At 58.7% G+C, this 15,833-nt stretch carries 13 protein-coding genes and 2 pseudogenes; 11 read left to right on the forward strand and 4 right to left on the reverse strand.

Features of this window, described 5'->3' with window-relative positions:
• Nucleotides 1–134 precede the first annotated feature (134 nt).
• Nucleotides 135–338, forward strand: coding sequence for a hypothetical protein (locus NKJ40_RS14950; RefSeq protein WP_352457028.1), 204 nt, complete (start codon nt 135–137; stop codon nt 336–338).
• Nucleotides 339–584: 246 nt separating this feature from the next.
• Here the strand turns inward: NKJ40_RS14950 and NKJ40_RS14955 are convergent, their stop codons facing one another.
• From NKJ40_RS14955 to nifA, 3 genes are all read right to left on the reverse strand, one after another.
• Nucleotides 585–1,625, reverse strand: a complete 1,041-nt coding sequence (locus tag NKJ40_RS14955) for an LLM class flavin-dependent oxidoreductase (RefSeq protein WP_352466662.1) — start codon at nt 1,623–1,625, stop codon at nt 585–587.
• 91 nt (nt 1,626–1,716) lie between these two features.
• Complete coding sequence (hisC, locus tag NKJ40_RS14960; protein WP_352466663.1) at nt 1,717–2,856, reverse strand: histidinol-phosphate transaminase; 1,140 nt, start codon at nt 2,854–2,856, stop codon at nt 1,717–1,719.
• A gap of 234 nt (nt 2,857–3,090) precedes the next feature.
• Nucleotides 3,091–4,863 (reverse strand): nif-specific transcriptional activator NifA, encoded by a 1,773-nt coding sequence (gene nifA, locus NKJ40_RS14965; RefSeq protein WP_502903713.1) that lies wholly within the window; start codon nt 4,861–4,863, stop codon nt 3,091–3,093.
• Between the two features lie 998 nt (nt 4,864–5,861).
• On the opposite strand from nifA, the gene NKJ40_RS14970 reads away from it, so the two are divergent.
• From NKJ40_RS14970 to NKJ40_RS31920, 3 genes and pseudogenes are all read left to right on the forward strand, one after another.
• The gene (locus NKJ40_RS14970) at nt 5,862–7,166 is read left to right on the forward strand and encodes a dicarboxylate/amino acid:cation symporter (protein WP_352466664.1); all 1,305 of its coding nucleotides are present in this window, start codon (nt 5,862–5,864) and stop codon (nt 7,164–7,166) included.
• Between the two features lie 326 nt (nt 7,167–7,492).
• The gene (locus NKJ40_RS14975; RefSeq protein ID WP_352466665.1) at nt 7,493–8,524 is read left to right on the forward strand and encodes a LacI family DNA-binding transcriptional regulator; all 1,032 of its coding nucleotides are present in this window, start codon (nt 7,493–7,495) and stop codon (nt 8,522–8,524) included.
• A gap of 445 nt (nt 8,525–8,969) precedes the next feature.
• Nucleotides 8,970–9,207 (forward strand): annotated as a pseudogene (locus NKJ40_RS31920) (IS1634 family transposase); the annotation flags it as partial.
• A 117-nt stretch (nt 9,208–9,324) separates the two neighbouring features.
• Here NKJ40_RS31920 and NKJ40_RS14980 read toward each other — a convergent pair.
• Nucleotides 9,325–10,254, reverse strand: a complete 930-nt coding sequence (locus tag NKJ40_RS14980; protein WP_352457033.1) for a LysR family transcriptional regulator — start codon at nt 10,252–10,254, stop codon at nt 9,325–9,327.
• Between the two features lie 268 nt (nt 10,255–10,522).
• On the opposite strand from NKJ40_RS14980, the gene NKJ40_RS14985 reads away from it, so the two are divergent.
• The 7 genes and pseudogenes from NKJ40_RS14985 to NKJ40_RS15015 all read left to right on the forward strand — a co-directional run bounded on the left by NKJ40_RS14985 (nt 10,523) and on the right by NKJ40_RS15015 (nt 15,815).
• The gene (locus tag NKJ40_RS14985) at nt 10,523–11,116 is read left to right on the forward strand and encodes a NodA family N-acyltransferase (RefSeq protein ID WP_352457034.1); all 594 of its coding nucleotides are present in this window, start codon (nt 10,523–10,525) and stop codon (nt 11,114–11,116) included.
• Complete coding sequence (gene nodB, locus NKJ40_RS14990; RefSeq protein WP_352466666.1) at nt 11,113–11,772, forward strand: chitooligosaccharide deacetylase NodB; 660 nt, start codon at nt 11,113–11,115, stop codon at nt 11,770–11,772. The genes NKJ40_RS14985 and nodB overlap by 4 nt, the downstream gene beginning before the upstream one ends.
• Nucleotides 11,773–11,786: 14 nt before the next feature.
• The gene (gene nodC, locus NKJ40_RS14995; protein ID WP_352466667.1) at nt 11,787–13,112 is read left to right on the forward strand and encodes a chitooligosaccharide synthase NodC; all 1,326 of its coding nucleotides are present in this window, start codon (nt 11,787–11,789) and stop codon (nt 13,110–13,112) included.
• An 80-nt stretch (nt 13,113–13,192) separates the two neighbouring features.
• On the forward strand, nt 13,193–13,789 hold the full coding sequence (nodS, locus tag NKJ40_RS15000) for a nodulation methyltransferase NodS (RefSeq protein WP_352466712.1): 597 nt from the start codon (nt 13,193–13,195) through the stop codon (nt 13,787–13,789).
• A gap of 35 nt (nt 13,790–13,824) precedes the next feature.
• Nucleotides 13,825–14,073: pseudogene (locus NKJ40_RS15005) on the forward strand (carbamoyltransferase N-terminal domain-containing protein); the annotation flags it as partial.
• Between the two features lie 38 nt (nt 14,074–14,111).
• Nucleotides 14,112–15,023 (forward strand): nodulation factor ABC transporter ATP-binding protein NodI, encoded by a 912-nt coding sequence (nodI, locus tag NKJ40_RS15010; RefSeq protein WP_352466668.1) that lies wholly within the window; start codon nt 14,112–14,114, stop codon nt 15,021–15,023.
• A 3-nt stretch (nt 15,024–15,026) separates the two neighbouring features.
• On the forward strand, nt 15,027–15,815 hold the full coding sequence (locus NKJ40_RS15015) for an ABC transporter permease (RefSeq protein WP_352466669.1): 789 nt from the start codon (nt 15,027–15,029) through the stop codon (nt 15,813–15,815).
• Nucleotides 15,816–15,833 lie beyond the last annotated feature (18 nt).

A 15,833-nucleotide genomic window follows, 5' to 3' on the forward strand; every position in this document is an offset into this window, starting at 1 on the left:
CATTGACCTCGGGCGTGCCGGCGGACACTCAGGCCGCCGCAGACGAGGAAGCAGGCAGCATTCATGCAAAGCACTCGCGCGGATCGTGAAGACCGGCTGCGAACGATTTCCTCCAGCGTCGTTATCCGACCGCGGTGCACGCCGCGACATCGGGCGAACTCGCTCCAGGTGGTGTCGCTCGGCGTAGCAAAGCCGCTCGCGAGCGCGCCCTCAACAGCGCCGTAGCGAGTGACGGCTTTGCTACCGCCGAGCCGCTGATGAAGCTGGATGCGGGAGCCGCCACCGGCGCCGCCCCGGTCGAGAAGAACCTCTTGCGGCGGGCTATGGGCAACGACTAGCGCGAGCGCGACGAGCAGATGCGTGCCGGCATCGTGACGCGCTCGGCCATCATCTCCTTAGGATCGTGCAGTCTCACACCGTGCCCAGATGCCGGCCAACGCACAAACCTGGTAATCTGTGCCGCCGGCTCGTCGTCAGTTTGGCCTCCCTCACGATTTCCCAATCCCCACCACGTGCACGCTCGAGCAATGTGAGGGAGCGCTGTTACAACGATTTACCTTCGGATCAGACCGCGAATTTCATGGTCAGCCAAGTCGAGCCATGATTTCGGATTGAATGGTCGTCGCGGTGTATAGGGAAGCATCTAGCGGCAGATTCCCAAATGCCAGTTGACAAAGAAGGTAGTTAGCACCTGCCTCTTCCAACTGACTGAGCAGAGCTTCTCGCACAGACGCTGCTGATCCTACCACGCACAATTCACTCTCGACTGCCGCATCGAAGGTCAGCGGCAGGTTGGGTGGAGTGGGGATAGTGTTAAGCTCGTAAAGGAATTGGAAGCTCTTGAGCCATCGTTCGTAAGCAGGTGCCGCGAGCGAATAGGCATGTGTGTCACAACGCCCAACCACGACCATGCGGAGCAATCCAATAAATGGCGCTCGATCGCCCGCGCCAGTGTTGTTCTCTTGATAGGCGCGGAACGCATCAGTAGTTTTGCGAACAGAAGAGGAAGGTCCTACACACGCGATATTTGCTCCATTCGCAGCGGCCCAGGCTGCGGACTCGGGTCGATTGGCGGCGACCCATGTCGGCGGATGTGGACGCTGATGAGGTCTTAGCGTCAAAGGAACGTCATTGAGCTCAAAATGGCGGCCTTGATAGCACAGCGTGCCAACCTTCATGGCATTAACAAGTATTTCAACAAGAATTTCGCTGGCTTCCGCATAGCGGCCCGGCACCGCGTCCGCACCAATCCCGAAGTAACCCAATTCGATCGGGAGAGCACCGCGCCCTATGCCCAGTTCGAGCCTGCCACCGCTCAACTGGTCCAGCATACAGATCTCTTCGAACGCACGCAGCGGATGATAAAGCGCAAGCAGCATCACCAAGGGTCCGAGACGCAGGCGCCGGGTGCGCTGGGCGACGCTCGATAAGAACAGATTCGGCGATGGACCTCTCCCATGGGGGGTACAGTGGTGCTCTGCGAGATGATAGGCATAGAACCCTAGCTGATCGCACGCCTCTGCTAATATCAGGCGATCTTCGTACTGCCGGGCGATATCGAGGCCGTCCTCGTCCAGATGATCGAAGATGCCGAAGGCTAGGTTTGAAGGAAAGACGTTTGTCACTCGATATTGTCCCCGATTTTAAAGAAAAATGTTGTCGTGCTTGGGCGACCAAGCAAGTCTAAACATAGCAATGTGTGATATCGGATTAGCGTCAGCGTACCGAACGAGCAGAGCCTGACGCTCCCCTGCCCGTGGTGCTTGGTATGTTTAAGCTTCCAACTATATCGCGAGCGGCAGCAAGAAATGCATCCAATTGCTCTTTTGTGCCGATGCTGACGCGGATGCAATGTTCCAAACCATTGTCCGGAAAGTAGGCAACGAGTATCTTTTGCCTTTCCAAGGCTGCTTGCCACCATGAGCCGTCCTGTCCCGCTGGCACACGGGCTAGCAAGAAATTTGCGTGGGAGGGCGTTACGGAAAATCCAAGTTGCGACAGTGCGGCTGTCACTCGCTGTCGTTCATGTCTGATGTGCTTGTGGTTCTCTGCGTAGGCGCCGCGATGCGCAAGCACGCTGATACCAACCGCATGCCCGATCACGTTCATGTTGAAGACGTTCTGGATGTTGCGCAGCCTGCCAATAATCTCAGGGTGACCGAAACCGAAACCGACGCGAATGCCGGCGGCGGCATAGCTCTTCGAAAATGTTCTCAAGATCAGAAGGTTCGAATAACGGTTGATGAGGCGCAGCCCGTGATCGGGTGCAAAGTCGACATAGGCCTCATCAAGGACGACCAGGCGATCCGATTGTGCCACGAGGCGTTCGATATTGCCTATCGAGAGGAATGTTCCGGTCGGATTGTTTGGATTGGCCACCAGAATGAACTTGGCGTCTTTTGCCGGACCGGAAAGCAATTGCTCCATTGGCAGCGAATGAGTTTGACATCCGATCTCGAGAAACTCAGCACCATGCAACATGGCAAGTTTGCGGTTGAACGAAAACCCTGGCGATATCATCGCCACCTTGTCGCCAGGGGCGAGGAAAGCTCTGTAGATGAGTCCGAGCAGTTCAGACGACCCGTTGCCTGCGATGACCTGATCCGTGGATACGCCATAGGTATTGGACGCTGCTTCCCTCAAGCTGATGTTATCGTCGTCCGGATACAGATACTGGCGATTGAGGGCCGCCACTGCACTTTGCATTATGATTGGCGGCAACGGAAACGGGTTCTCATTCGTATTCAGCTTGACAAAACTTCTGTCCGGCGCTGGTCCGTTGGACGGCAGAGCATCTAACTGTCGCGTCCCTTGCGGAAGAGACGAAAGCACAGCTTGCAGTTTTGCATCGGACATATTTTATCTCCGTTTCAGTCGCACAGGGCATCCGTATGAGCTCGCAACGAGAGCAACATGGCGGACGGATTGACGATGGCAGCGTCGCCTTTCACAAGATGGTCGCAACGCCGGCTGCCACGGGATTTCGGCCAGGCTGTCCTCGGTCGGATCGACTTGACGCGGACGCGGATCTGCATCCCTGCGCGGGCCAAGCCGCTAAGCGGTCTCAGCTAATCCGCCTGAGTCATGCTTTCACAGACGCTTGACCTCGATGCCGTATTTCCTCAGCACGTAGCCAATCTGGCGCGGGGTCAGTCCAAGCAGGCGCGCCGCCTTTGCCTGCACCCAGCCACATCTTTCCATGGCAGCAATGACGCGCTCGGCGTCGGTGGTCCTCGCGCCCAATGAGTGGGTTGCTCCGGCAGGCGGGACTGTGGTGGCGGCCGAACGAGCGGCCGCATCCGGCGGCGTGGCCGGATTCACTGCCTCTGGGAGGATTGGCGCTGGTTGCAGCGCGGCCTTGCCCGATCTGCTCTTCCGCAGCGCCTCGGCAAAGCATTGGTCGTGGGAGCACGCAAAGTCGTTTCTCCCGATTGATCGTCCCTCCGCCAGGATCGCTGTCCGGTGCACGCAATTTTCAAGCTCGCGAATGTTGCCGGGAAATTCACATTTCATCAGTACTTCAATCGCACGCGGATCGAAGGTCAGCGTACGGCCGTTCTCATCGTTGAAATTCTTGAGAAACTCAGCTGCGAGGAGCGGAATATCGCTGCGCCTTTGGCGTAACGCCGGCACCAGCAAGGGAACCACGTTGATGCGATAATATAGGTCGGCGCGGAACTCATTCCTTGCAACCGCCTCTTCAAGGTTCCTGTTCGTGGCGGCAATCACGCGAACGTCGACCTTGATGGTCTGGTTGCTGCCGACGCGCTCAAACTCCTGCTCCTGCAGCACGCGCAGTAGCTTTGCCTGGAAGGAGGCCGAGATCTCGCCGATCTCATCCAGAAACAACGTCCCCTTGTCGGCGAGCTCAAAGCGACCCTTGCGGGAATTGAACGCGCTTGTGAAGGCACCCTTCTCATGACCGAACAATTCGGATTCCAGGACTGTCTCTGGCAGCGCTGCACAATTGAGTTTGATGAAGGGCCGCTTGGCGCGCGGCGACAACTCGTGAATTGCCTTCGCGACCAGCTCCTTCCCGGTACCGGATTCGCCTCGCAACAGAACCGTGGTCTTTGCCTTAGCTACCACTGCGATCTTCTCGAGCAGCGCGCTTAGCGCCGGACTGTCGCCAATCATTCCCTTGACGTGAACCTTCTTGCGCTGCGGTGCAGGGTGCTTGACATCAGAGAATTGCGTTTGCAGCCGATCTTCCACCTCCGTCGGTCGTTCGCGGTCGCCCGCGGAGAAGCGGTGCAACTTGACTGTCTGTCCCACCATGTTGGCTATCATGGTGAGCAGCCGGACATCATAATCGAGCCGATACGTTGACCTGGTGTCCAAGGCGCGGTCGATAGTCAGCGTGCCTACGACGTTCCCATCAACACGAATGGGAACGCCGATGAAGGACACGGTGTCGGAGGCCCCAAGCACCTCTATGTCAGCGGCAGTGAAGGCCGAATGCACCGCTATGTTCTCGGCGACGAGCGGCGTGTCCGTCGTGACAATCAGATCGATTGCCTTGCGCGGCAGGCGCATCCGGGAGCGCTCATCGCTGTTCTCGTCGCAGCCGGTGACTACGGTGATGTCCAGTACGCCCTCAGCGTCGAAGAGAGCGATGATGCCGTGCCGCATCTGCACAAACGAGGGCAGGAGATCGACGACCTTGGCCAACGTGACTTCGAGCCGGGCGGGGTCGGTGAGTACTTTCGATATTTCGAAGATGCCGGTAAGCGCGTGCTCGTGCGATGGCACAAAAGGGACCGCGGTGTTCATCTCGGACTTTGGGTAAGCCCTTTTCGCATCCGGAAGCGAAATGCGGCACTCGCTGGCATTTTGTTCTGATTTGGGAATGTTGTGGTGCATATGATCCTCGATCTCGCGCCATGAAATGCATGCCGGCGGCATGTGCGCCCGCGACGTCGCGGGCAAGCGCGAAAATGCTCTGACGTGAACTCGTTCCACCGCCGTGCGGTCGAGTGCAAAGCGGGTCGACCCCTGACGCATCGCTTGGCTCTCCCTCCACGAAGCTTGGCCACGTTCTCGGCTTGCACGGGGGCAACCACACGTTGATTTTCAAAAGACTGGAGCGAGGCGGGATAGTCAATCGAGCTTTCTTTCATTCGTGAAAGGAAACCTCGCGGCCTATGATAGAATTCATCAGTTCTAATTTTTGTCGGCGATGTTGAACGACAGAAATACGGCGCCGGCGATGCCGTGCCCGAGCGGCTGACCGCGCCGAGTTGCCGGGCCGTGCCAGTCACCAGCGCCTGCGAACCAGGGGCGGGAGCGATAATCACTGCCGACGACACTGGTCGGTCGCGGCAACCGCCATTTCCTCGATATTGATGACGGAGATAAGGCGGCGGCATCGCGTGTGAAGGCGCGAAGCTGGCGGTCGAGCGCGGCTTTTTCGGCGGTGCTCGGAACTTCTGAACCGCATCGTCGCGGTCAGCACCAGCGGCGTCAATCCCTACGTCTCGACGTCGCTTTCAAGCTGTCGCTGCAGCGGCAGCGCGGCAAAGAACACGGCAATTCTCCGCTCTGGTGCCAGCGATGCGGCCCTTCCCAAAGTCGGCAAACCGAGGAGCCCACCACGATGTGCAGCAAAACCGCAAGCCAGAGAGATCGACCGGCAATCTGCCGGAGAACATCAAGCGCGTGCTGGACGGCGGCCTTGTCATTCCCGTCTTGTGCCACCGCATTCATCCCATCATTGGCGAGCCAACGTCAGTTCAGGTCATGCGGATCCATTTGGCATGGGTATTGCGGCGGCGTTGGTGCAGCGTTCGACCGGAGCGCCGCGATAGGGAGAAGCCCGGGAGAAGTCACGCCACCTCGATCCGGTCAGGGAGAGAGAAACAGTGTCAGCTGCACAAGTCCGCGGCGCGAGTCCCGCGCCCCGCAAACCCTTCTATGCCAAGCTTTACGCGCAGGTGCTTGCCGCCATCGCCCTCGGCGTCGCAATTGGCTATTTCTATCCGGGGACCGGCGAGAGCCTGAAGCCGCTGGGTGATGCCTTCATCAAGCTGGTCAAGATGATCATCGCGCCTGTCATCTTCCTGACAATTGCGACCGGCATTGCCGGCATGAACGATCTTCACAAGGTCGGCCGGGTCGCCGGCAAGGCAATGGTCTATTTCCTCACCTTCTCGACGCTGGCGCTGATCGTCGGCCTCATCGTCGCCAATGTCGTCCAGCCTGGCGCCGGCCTCAACATCGATCCGGCCTCGCTCGATGTCCAGGCCGTGAATACCTATGCCGCAAAGGCCCACGAGCAGTCGGTCACCGGCTTCCTGATGAACATCATCCCGCCAACGATAGTCGGCGCCTTCGCGGAAGGCGACATCCTGCAGGTGCTGTTCTTCTCGGTTCTGTTCGGCATGGCGCTCGCGATGGCCGGAGAGACGGGCAAGCCTGTCGTTTCCTTCCTTCAGGCGCTCATCGCGCCTGTCTTCAAGCTCGTCGGCATTCTGATGAAAGCCGCGCCGATCGGCGCTTTCGGCGCAATGGCCTTCACCATCGGCAGATATGGCATCGGTTCGGTCGTCAACCTCGCGATGCTGGTCGCGACGTTCTATTTCACCGCCTTCCTCTTCGTGTTCGGGGTTCTCGGCGCGGTCTGCCGCTACAACGGCTTTTCGATCTGTTCTCTCATTCGCTACATCAAGGAAGAGCTGCTGCTTGTCCTCGCAACGTCCTCCTCGGAGGCCGCGCTCCCCTCGCTCATGCAGAAGATGGAGAAGGCGGGCGCCAGGCGTTCGGTTGTGGGTCTCGTCATCCCGGCCGGATATTCGTTCAATCTGGACGGCACGAATATCTACATGACCCTGGCGGCCCTCTTCATCGCGCAGGCGACGAACACCGATCTGTCAATGGGCGATCAGGTGCTGCTGCTGCTCGTTGCGATGCTTTCCTCCAAGGGCGCTGCAGGTGTGACAGGTGCGGGCTTCATCACCCTGGCTGCTACGCTCGCCGTAGTTCCGAGTGTTCCCGTTGCTGGGATGGCCCTGATACTCGGCATCGACCGCTTCATGTCCGAATGCCGGGCGTTGACGAATTGCGTTGGTAACGCAGTGGCATCCCTCGTCGTCGCCCGCTGGGAAGGAGAATTGGACCAAGCGCAGATGAAAGCCGCCTTCTGCGGTCATCAGCTTGCCGAGGCATGAAACCGGCTATCCTCCGCCGAGTAAGGGCGACGCACCGCGACCGGTTTCGCCAAGCTGGTCACATGACCTGAACGATCGACTCGCAGGCTCTAAACGGCGCCTCACGGACCATGTATCAGAAGCGCTAAATGTGTGAGTGCAAATCATCGCCGCCCTAAGCGAATGAACCTTCCGTTATACCCGGCCGGTCTACGTCTGGAGTAGTCCAATACGCTGTCGATCATTCAGTATGCGGGCGTCTTCACTTTGCCCACCCGAAAGCATTGTCGAATCGCGCTAGGTGACAGAGAGCCAGCCTGCGTCAAAAACCAATCAGAATAGGACCCATGACCAAGCGCCCCACAATTACCGATCTCGCCCGCGAAGCCCGAGTCAGCGTAGCAACGGTCGATCGGGTTCTGAACGCCCGCCATCCGGTGCGCGAGGAGACCGCGCGGCGGGTCCACGACGCCGCCCACGCGATCGGCTATCATGCTGCCGGGCTCATCAAGCAGCGCTTGCGGCGAGACCTACCGTGCTACCGTCTGGGCTTCATCTTGAGAAAACCGGCCCAGCATTTCTACCAAGACTTTGCGCGCGAGGTCGAAGCGTCGGTCAATTTGGCCCAGTCCTTCCACGGCATTCCGCTCATCCAATTCGCCCCGTCACATATGCCGAGCGACCTAATCGCACCGCTCAAGGATTTGGGCGCACGCTGCCATGCGATCGCGATGGTGGCACCGGACCACCCAAAAATTACAGCAGCGGTTGAGGACCTCAAGGCCAAAGGCATTCCGGTTTTCTCGCTGCTTTCCGACTTCGCCGCCGGCGTGCGACAGGGCTATATCGGCCTCAACAACCGCAAGGTGGGGCGCACGGCCGCTTGGATGGTGTCCAAGGTCGCAAAACGGCCCGGCAAGGTGGCGGTGTTTGTCGGTAGCCATCGTTTCCAGGGGCACGAGCTCCGTGACGTCGGCTTTCGCTCCTATTGCCGTGAGAACGCGCCGACGTTCGAGGTGCTCGATCCGCTTGTGAACCTGGAGAAACGGCAGGTCACCTACGAGGCAACGCTTGATCTCATGCAGCGGGAACCCGAGCTCGTCGGCTTCTATGTCGCCGGGGGCGGCATGGAGGGCGCCATCTCCGCGGTCCGGGAAGAGGGTAAAAGTCGCGATCTCGTCGCGATCGTGAATGAAATCACGCCGGAATCTCGGGCGGCACTCGCTGATAACATCATCACGATGGCGGTCGCCACGCCAATGCGCCGGCTTTCCCAGGAGCTGATAACGCTGATGACGCGGGCTATCGAGACCGGCACTGCTGAAACACCAGGACAGACATTTCTGCCGTTCGACATCCATCTGCCGGAAAATATATGAAACTGATGGCTTCTATCGTAAGCGGGGAGTTTCCTTTCATGAATGAGAGAAAGTTGATTGATTATCCCATCCACGCGGGGTAGCCGCACCCCACAGGCCTCAGCCGCGGCCCAGGATGAAGCGCCGATTGGGTGAACGGATCGGCCGCGCGTTCAGCCCGAAGCGCGAGGTAAATTGCCTACATCCGCAGCGTCGACCTCGACCGGCTTCATTGCCAACATCTCGACGTTGTCGGTGCAGGGCGGTGTCGTCAAGGATGCCTCACGCCAGTAGCCGAGCGAGGCCGGCACAGTCCATTGGTATCGACCTCGTCGACCGCCATCTCCTCGCCTGGCCGCGTGAAAAGCCGGGGCATGGCCGGCAAAGTTGGCATTTGAGTGGGGCTAAACACCTTCTGGGACTTCGCACGCGAAATCGGAGGCGGCAGTCAATTCAGTACCAACCCGGACATGTGTTCTGCTCGTTCCTGGCCCTCGTACTCAGCAAGGAACTGCGCCGCTCTGCCGGGCCAAAGGCCTGACGCCCGAATGGCAACCGTTCCTACGCGATCGCGACCGCCTCCAGGAAGCCACCATCGAAAAGGATGCTCGCGTCGTCACCACCACGTCACGGCCAAAGTGGGCAACGTTTTGAAGGCAGCTGGCATCGCTCTGCCACACAACCTCGACGAACAACTCGCCTGAGATCACCCCCAAAACGTAGTGGTAACACGCGCCGGAGCGCGCCTAACATGCTGATTAATGACATATTCTTGCGGGCGGTGTTTAAACTGCAAGGTCGGATGGTCGTGCCCGAGACGCTCAATAGCTTTCAAGCAAAGGCGCCAGGCGAGATGCCTCCTGCAACATCATTTCCCGCATCCACAGGCTTGCCGGATCAGTGTTGTGAAGCGCAGGCCATTGGACGGCCTCCGTGAATGCGGGATGAGGAAGTGGCGGCGGAAGTCCGACAATCCGCAGGGGTGTTGTTTTTGCGAAATGCTGCGCCAGCCGTAAGGGCATGGTCCCGATGCGGTTGGTGCCTGATAGGACCGGCGCGATCAGGCTAAAGCCCTGTACGACGACCTCGATACGTCTCTCGAACCCGTGCTCGAGCAAATACCATTCCTCCATGGTGGGCTGCCGGGTGTGCCTGAATTTGAGCACGACATGCCCCATCGACAAGTATCGCTCGAATGTAAGTGGCTCTGACAGCTGCTTGTTCGTGCCGCAGCCTACGCATACGAGCATATCTTCGAACAGGGCTGCGCGAGGATGTTTCGACATGAACACTTCCGGCATAATCAGAAAATCAACGTCGCCGCGCCGGAGAAGCTCCTCGGGGTCGTCGCAAATAGGCAGACATTCGAAGCGGACGGCGGGAGCTTCCCGCGCAGTACGCTCTACGATCCTCTTAAAAAGCACGAGCGTGAGGTAATCGGAAAGCATGATTCGGAAGAGACGATCCGATTGGGCTGGGTTAAAGGCGTCGGAGGAAATAATCGATAGCTGGATGTGCAGCAATGCGTCCCGGACTGCTGGGGCAAGCCCCTCCGCGCGCGGTGTCAAAATGAGCTCGCGGCCGTTCATCGTAAATAGCTCATTGCTGAAGTAGGCGCGTAACCGAGCGACGGCGGCGCTCATGGCCGGCTGGCTCAGATTAATACTGTTGGCCGCGGCAGTGACTTTACGCTCCCTGATCAGAGCGTCCAGCACAACGAGGAGATTCAGATCCAGCCCCTTAAACCGCATATCCTGATCTATCCAGCGTGTGGATGGGCATCATCTAAACAATCAATTTTACGAATTTACGAACCATGCATTAGAGGAACGTAAATGACCGACGTCAAGCTCAAATCGACGGCGCCGCCACACGGGCGGGAACATCGAGAGAGCTCATTGGCGAGCCCCACCGGCTGGCTCACCGTCGCTAACGACAACGGTTGAGTGCAGCCAACAACGCCGCCGCTTTGGCCGGGTAATGCGGCCCGCAAGAAACCATTTTGAAGAGAGGTCCTGAATGCGCCCTCAGGTGCAGTGGAAATTGTGCTGGGAAAACGAGTTGCAGCTCTCGGACCACGTCGAGCTCGCCCAGTTCTTTCGTAATACCTACGGGCCGACTGGGGCGTCCAACGCAGAACCGTTCGAAGGTAGTCGAAGCTGGGCCGGAGCCAGGCCTGAACTCCGCGCAATCGCCTATGATTCGAGCGGTGTAGCGGCTCACATGGGCATACTGCGCCGTTTCATCAAGGTTGACGCGGTCGATCTGTTGGTGGCTGAGCTGGGCCTGTACGGGGTACGTCCGGATCTTGAGGGTCTCGGAATCGCCCATTCAATCCATGTCATGCTTCCAATACTGCAGGAGCTTGGCGTTCCATTCGCTTTCGGAACCGTCCGGGACGCGCTGCGGAATCATGTTGAGAGGTTCGCGCGGCGATACAGCCCTTTGGCCGTTTTGTCGGGAATTCGCGTGCGCTCCACCCGACCAGAGGCGCGCCTCGACCTGCCGCCCACACGCATCGATGACGCACTCACCATTGTTCTGCCAGTTGGACGGCCGATCAGCGAATGGCCCACGGGCACGATGATCGATCGGAACGGACCAGAGCTATGAGCCGTCCCGATTGCTTGTACGAAGTGCGCCGTGAGTGCTCTGACGGCACCGGCCGTCGCAGCGTTTATCTGACGTTTGACGACGGTCCCAATCCACTTTTCACACCGGAGATTCTCGATGTGTTGGCAGAGCAGCGGGTGCCGGCGACTTTCTTCGTCATCGGCGCCTACGCCTTAGAGCACCCGGATCTAATCCAACGAATGTTTGCAGAAGGGCACGAGCTAGGCAACCACACGATGACTCATCCGGATCTGTACAAATGCGGCTTCGGCGAAGTGCAACGTGAGATTTTTGAAGCGAACGGCGCCATCATGAGGGCGTGCCCTCAGGCCTCGGTGCGCTATATTCGCGCGCCCTACGGCGCCTGGAGCGAAGAAATCTTCACAGCGTCACAGATCGCCGGGCTGACGGCCCTCCATTGGTCCGTCGACCCTCGAGATTGGTCTCGCCCTGGGGTCGACGCGATTATCGATACCGTGCTCGCCTCTGTCCGGCCGGGCGCAATCGTACTCTTGCACGACGGATGCCCTCCCGGCGAGTTGAGCCAGGGCGCTCACGCCGGTCTGCGCGACCAGACGGTCACGGCGCTGTCCCGTCTGATTCCAGCACTTCATGAGCGCGGATTTGTAATCCGCTCACTTCCTCAACATCACTGAACAAACGAGATCCCATGACTCTTCTTGGTACAACCAGCACTGTGGCCATTTCGCTTTATGCACTGCTCTCGACTGCTTATAAGAGCATGCAGGGGATTTATGCTCTGCCGACAAACGACTCATCGGCGTTGGAGGATCTCGTCGGCTCCGATCAACTGCCCAGCGTGGATGTCATCGTCCCCTGCTTCAACGAGGATCCGCGCACGCTTTCAGAGTGCCTGGCGTCCATTGCAGACCAAGAATACGCCGGAAGACTTCGGGTCTATGTGGTTGATGACGGTTCTGGAAATCGCGAAGCCGTAGGAACTGTCCACGAAACCTACGCGCGCGACCCTAGGTTCGACATCATTTTGCTTCCCGAGAATGTTGGAAAGCGCAAGGCGCAGATCGCCGCGATACGCCGCTCATCCGGGGATTTGGTGCTTAACGTTGATTCAGACACGATACTCGCGTCCGACGTCATCACCAAGCTTGTACCGAAGATGCGAGATCCAGCGGTCGGCGCAGTCATGGGTCAGTTGATTGCCAGTAACCGGAGCGAGAGCTGGCTGACAAGGCTGATAGACATGGAGTACTGGCTGGCTTGCAACGAGGAGCGCGCGGCACAGGCTCGCTTCGGTGCCGTTATGTGCTGTTGCGGCCCATGTGCCATGTACCGCCGGTCTGCGCTCCTTTTGTTACTGGACCAGTACGAGTCGCAATTTTTTCGGGGCAAGCCAAGCGACTTCGGGGAGGATCGCCATCTCACTATCCTCATGCTGAAAGCAGGCTTTCGAACCGAGTACGTTCCGGGCGCCATCGCGGCCACAGTCGTTCCGAACAGACTCGGACCGTATCTGCGCCAACAACTCCGTTGGGCACGAAGCACATTCCGGGACACGCTGCTTGGGCTGCGCTTGCTGCCCGGCCTCAATAGCTATCTCACGTTGGACGTGGTCGGACAGAATCTCGGGCCGCTACTCCTCGCCCTATCGGTACTAACGGGCCTCGCACATTTCGCACTGACAGGCACTGTGCCTTGGTGGACAGGACTGATGATTGTGTCCATGACCATGCTCCGATGCAGCGTGGTAGCATTTCGTGCTCGACAGTTTCGATTTCTGGGCTTTTCCCTGCACACGTTCATCAACATCTTTCTCTTACTTCCCTTGAAGGCCTACGCGCTGTGTACATTGAGCAATAGCGATTGGCTGTCGCGAAGCTCTGCTGTCGCTACATCGAACACTGGGGGAAAACAGGCCCCCACCCAAACTCCGATCACTGGATCAAGCAGGGCAGAATTCTCACCGCATGCGGCTCCGCTTCGCAGGCTCAATCTTGCGCGGATTCTTCGGGATTAGCGCTGTCGAGCAACATCTGCGGCGACGAGTGATCGCTAATTACCTAGGTAGACGAGAGGTGGACGAGTTTGACCCAGAACATGAATCATCAGTTGCTCGATCGGGAATTGGCCGCAGACGATCCGTGGCGCCTCGACGGCAATCCGTTCGAGCGGGAGCGCCACACGGAAATGCTCCAGCTGGCGCTTGCCCAAGGCTCCATTACAAATGCCCTCGAAGTCGGGTGCGCTGCCGGCGCATTCACGGAAAAACTAGCCCCCTACTGCCAAGGGCTCACCGTCATCGATGTCGTGGCGCAAGCGATTGCTCGAGCACGTCAACGGATAAAGGAGCCGTCGCGCATCAACTGGATAGTCTCCGATGTTCAACAGTTTTCGACCGACGAGTTGTTTGACCTGATCGTTGTGGCGGAGGTCCTATACTACCTCGAAGACATAGCCGAGATGCGCGCGGCCGTCAAAAACCTGGTGCGGGTGCTTGCGCCAGGCGGGCATCTGATCTTCGGATCGGCAAGGGATGCTAATTGCCGTCGCTGGGGTCACGCCGCTGGTGCTGAGCCGGTCATCGCCATGCTGAACGAAACGTTGATCGAGGTAGAGCGTCTTGAGTGTCGGGGCGAGTCGGTCAACGAAGACTGCTTGCTCGTCCGTTTCCGGAACCCGCTTTCCGCTTCCTGATCAATCGAATCTATCGCCGTTAACGTGGAGACACTATGCGCATCTGTGGTACCAAGCTGACCCATGATGGGGCGATCGCCCTTGTCGAGGATGGACGGCTCGTCTTCTGCGTTGAGCAGGAAAAGCGGCACAACAATCCGCGTTATCAAACCATCGATAATCTCGACGCAATTGTCGCCGCTTTGGCGGAACAGGGGCTAAATCCTTGTGATGTCGATCAGTTCGTTATCGACGGCTGGGATAGCGAAGACGAGTCACAGTTTCAGGTCCGGCAGGCAACAGCAACCGCCAGTCGTGGCGACGCTCTCGGTAAAATGAACCCATGTCCACGGTAACGATCGATCTTACTGACGTAAGCAAAACTTATGACAAGCTCGTTGTCGACAGGCTGTCGTTCCGCGTTACGGCGGGGGAATGCTTCGGGCTCTTGGGACCGAACGGCGCGGGCAAAAGCACGATTGCGCGTATGGTCCTCGGCATGACATCGCCTGATGCGGGGAAGATTACTGTGCTCGGCGCTCCAGTGCCGGCGCGCGCGCGTTTGGCACGTATGCGCATCGGCGTGGTCCCGCAGTTCGATAATCTTGATACCGCGTTCACTGTACGCGAGAACCTGTTGGTGTTCGGGCGCTACTTCCGGATGAGCAGACGCCAGATCGAAGCGGTCATACCGTCGCTGCTTGAGTTCGCCCGCCTCGAGAACAAAGCGGATGCGCGCGTCGCCGAACTGTCCGGCGGCATGAAGCGGCGCCTGACGCTCGCGCGTGCGCTGATCAATGACCCGCACTTGCTGGTGATGGACGAGCCGACCACCGGCCTCGATCCGCAGGCCCGCCACCTGATCTGGGAACGGCTGCGATCGCTGCTGGCGCGGGGCAAGACTATTCTTTTGACTACCCATTTCATGGAAGAGGCCGAGCGGCTGTGCGATCGGCTGTGCGTTATGGAGGAGGGGCGCAAGATCGCTGAAGGCCGCCCGTCCGCACTCATAGACGAGCAGATCGGCTGTGACGTGGTCGAGGTCTACGGCGGCAATCCGCATGAACTGGGTGCGCTGATCCGGCCGTACGCACAGCGCATCGAGGTGAGCGGTGAGACGCTTTTTTGCTATGCACCCGATCCGGAGCAGGTGCTGGTGCAGCTACGCGGGCGCGCGGGTCTGCGCCTTCTGCAGCGTCCCCCCAATCTCGAGGATGTGTTCTTGCGGCTAACCGGACGCGAGATGGAGGACTGAACAATGGGCGAACGTTATGCGGCGGCCATGCCCGCCAATGCGTGGAATTGGGTCGCGGTTTGGCGCCGCAACTATCTTGGATGGAAGAAAATCGGGCTTGCATCGGTTCTCGGCAACCTCGCCGATCCGATGATCTATCTGTTCGGTCTCGGCTTTGGCATCGGAACAATGATAGGTCCTGTTGAGGGCACTTCGTACATTGCGTTTCTCGCGGCTGGCATGGTTGCCACAAGCGCGATGGCATCGGCGACTGCTGAAACGGTTTACGGGAGTTTCGGCCGCATGGACAACCAGCGCACCTGGGAAGGAATGCTATGCACTCAGCTGACGCTCGGCGATATCTTACTCGGCGAATTGGCGTGGGCAGCCACCAAGGCCCTGATGGCGGGCACAGCAATCACTATTGTTGCCACCACGCTCGGCTACACATCGTGGCCATCCATCCTCTGCTTGCTGCCAGTCATCGCTCTCAGTGGCCTCGCCTTCGCGAGTCTAGCGATGGTCGTCACGGCGCTTGCGCCCAGTTATGAATATTTCATATTTTATAACACGCTTGTTATAACACCCATGCTGTTCCTTTGCGGCGCGATGTTTCCGGTCAACCAATTGCCCGGCGCTTTTCAGGACGTCGCCTCCTTGTTGCCGCTCGCACATGCAATTGACCTCATTCGTCCGGCGATGCTTGGCCGTCCGGCCGGCAGCATGGGCCTGCATATCGGCGCGCTTTGCATATACACGGTTTTCCCGTTCTTCCTATCGGTTGCTCTATTTCGTCGTCGGCTGATGCGTTGACGCTACTCACCATTCGTA

Origin of the sequence: Mesorhizobium sp. M0119, assembly GCF_040322615.1 — a bacterium.
GTDB lineage: Bacteria > Pseudomonadota > Alphaproteobacteria > Rhizobiales > Rhizobiaceae > Mesorhizobium.

Excerpts from the sequence above, each read along its gene's own strand:
- hisC (WP_352466663.1), bottom strand. The coding sequence starts at position 2,856 with ATGTCCGATGCAAAACTGCAAGCTGTGCTTTCGTCTCTTCCGCAAGGG.
- nifA (WP_502903713.1), bottom strand. The coding sequence starts at position 4,863 with ATGCACCACAACATTCCCAAATCAGAACAAAATGCCAGCGAGTGCCGC.
- NKJ40_RS14975 (WP_352466665.1), top strand. The coding sequence starts at position 7,493 with ATGACCAAGCGCCCCACAATTACCGATCTCGCCCGCGAAGCCCGAGTC.
- NKJ40_RS14980 (WP_352457033.1), bottom strand. The coding sequence starts at position 10,254 with ATGCGGTTTAAGGGGCTGGATCTGAATCTCCTCGTTGTGCTGGACGCT.
- NKJ40_RS14985 (WP_352457034.1), top strand. The coding sequence starts at position 10,523 with ATGCGCCCTCAGGTGCAGTGGAAATTGTGCTGGGAAAACGAGTTGCAG.
- nodB (WP_352466666.1), top strand. The coding sequence starts at position 11,113 with ATGAGCCGTCCCGATTGCTTGTACGAAGTGCGCCGTGAGTGCTCTGAC.
- nodC (WP_352466667.1), top strand. The coding sequence starts at position 11,787 with ATGACTCTTCTTGGTACAACCAGCACTGTGGCCATTTCGCTTTATGCA.
- nodS (WP_352466712.1), top strand. The coding sequence starts at position 13,193 with ATGAATCATCAGTTGCTCGATCGGGAATTGGCCGCAGACGATCCGTGG.
- nodI (WP_352466668.1), top strand. The coding sequence starts at position 14,112 with ATGTCCACGGTAACGATCGATCTTACTGACGTAAGCAAAACTTATGAC.
- NKJ40_RS15015 (WP_352466669.1), top strand. The coding sequence starts at position 15,027 with ATGGGCGAACGTTATGCGGCGGCCATGCCCGCCAATGCGTGGAATTGG.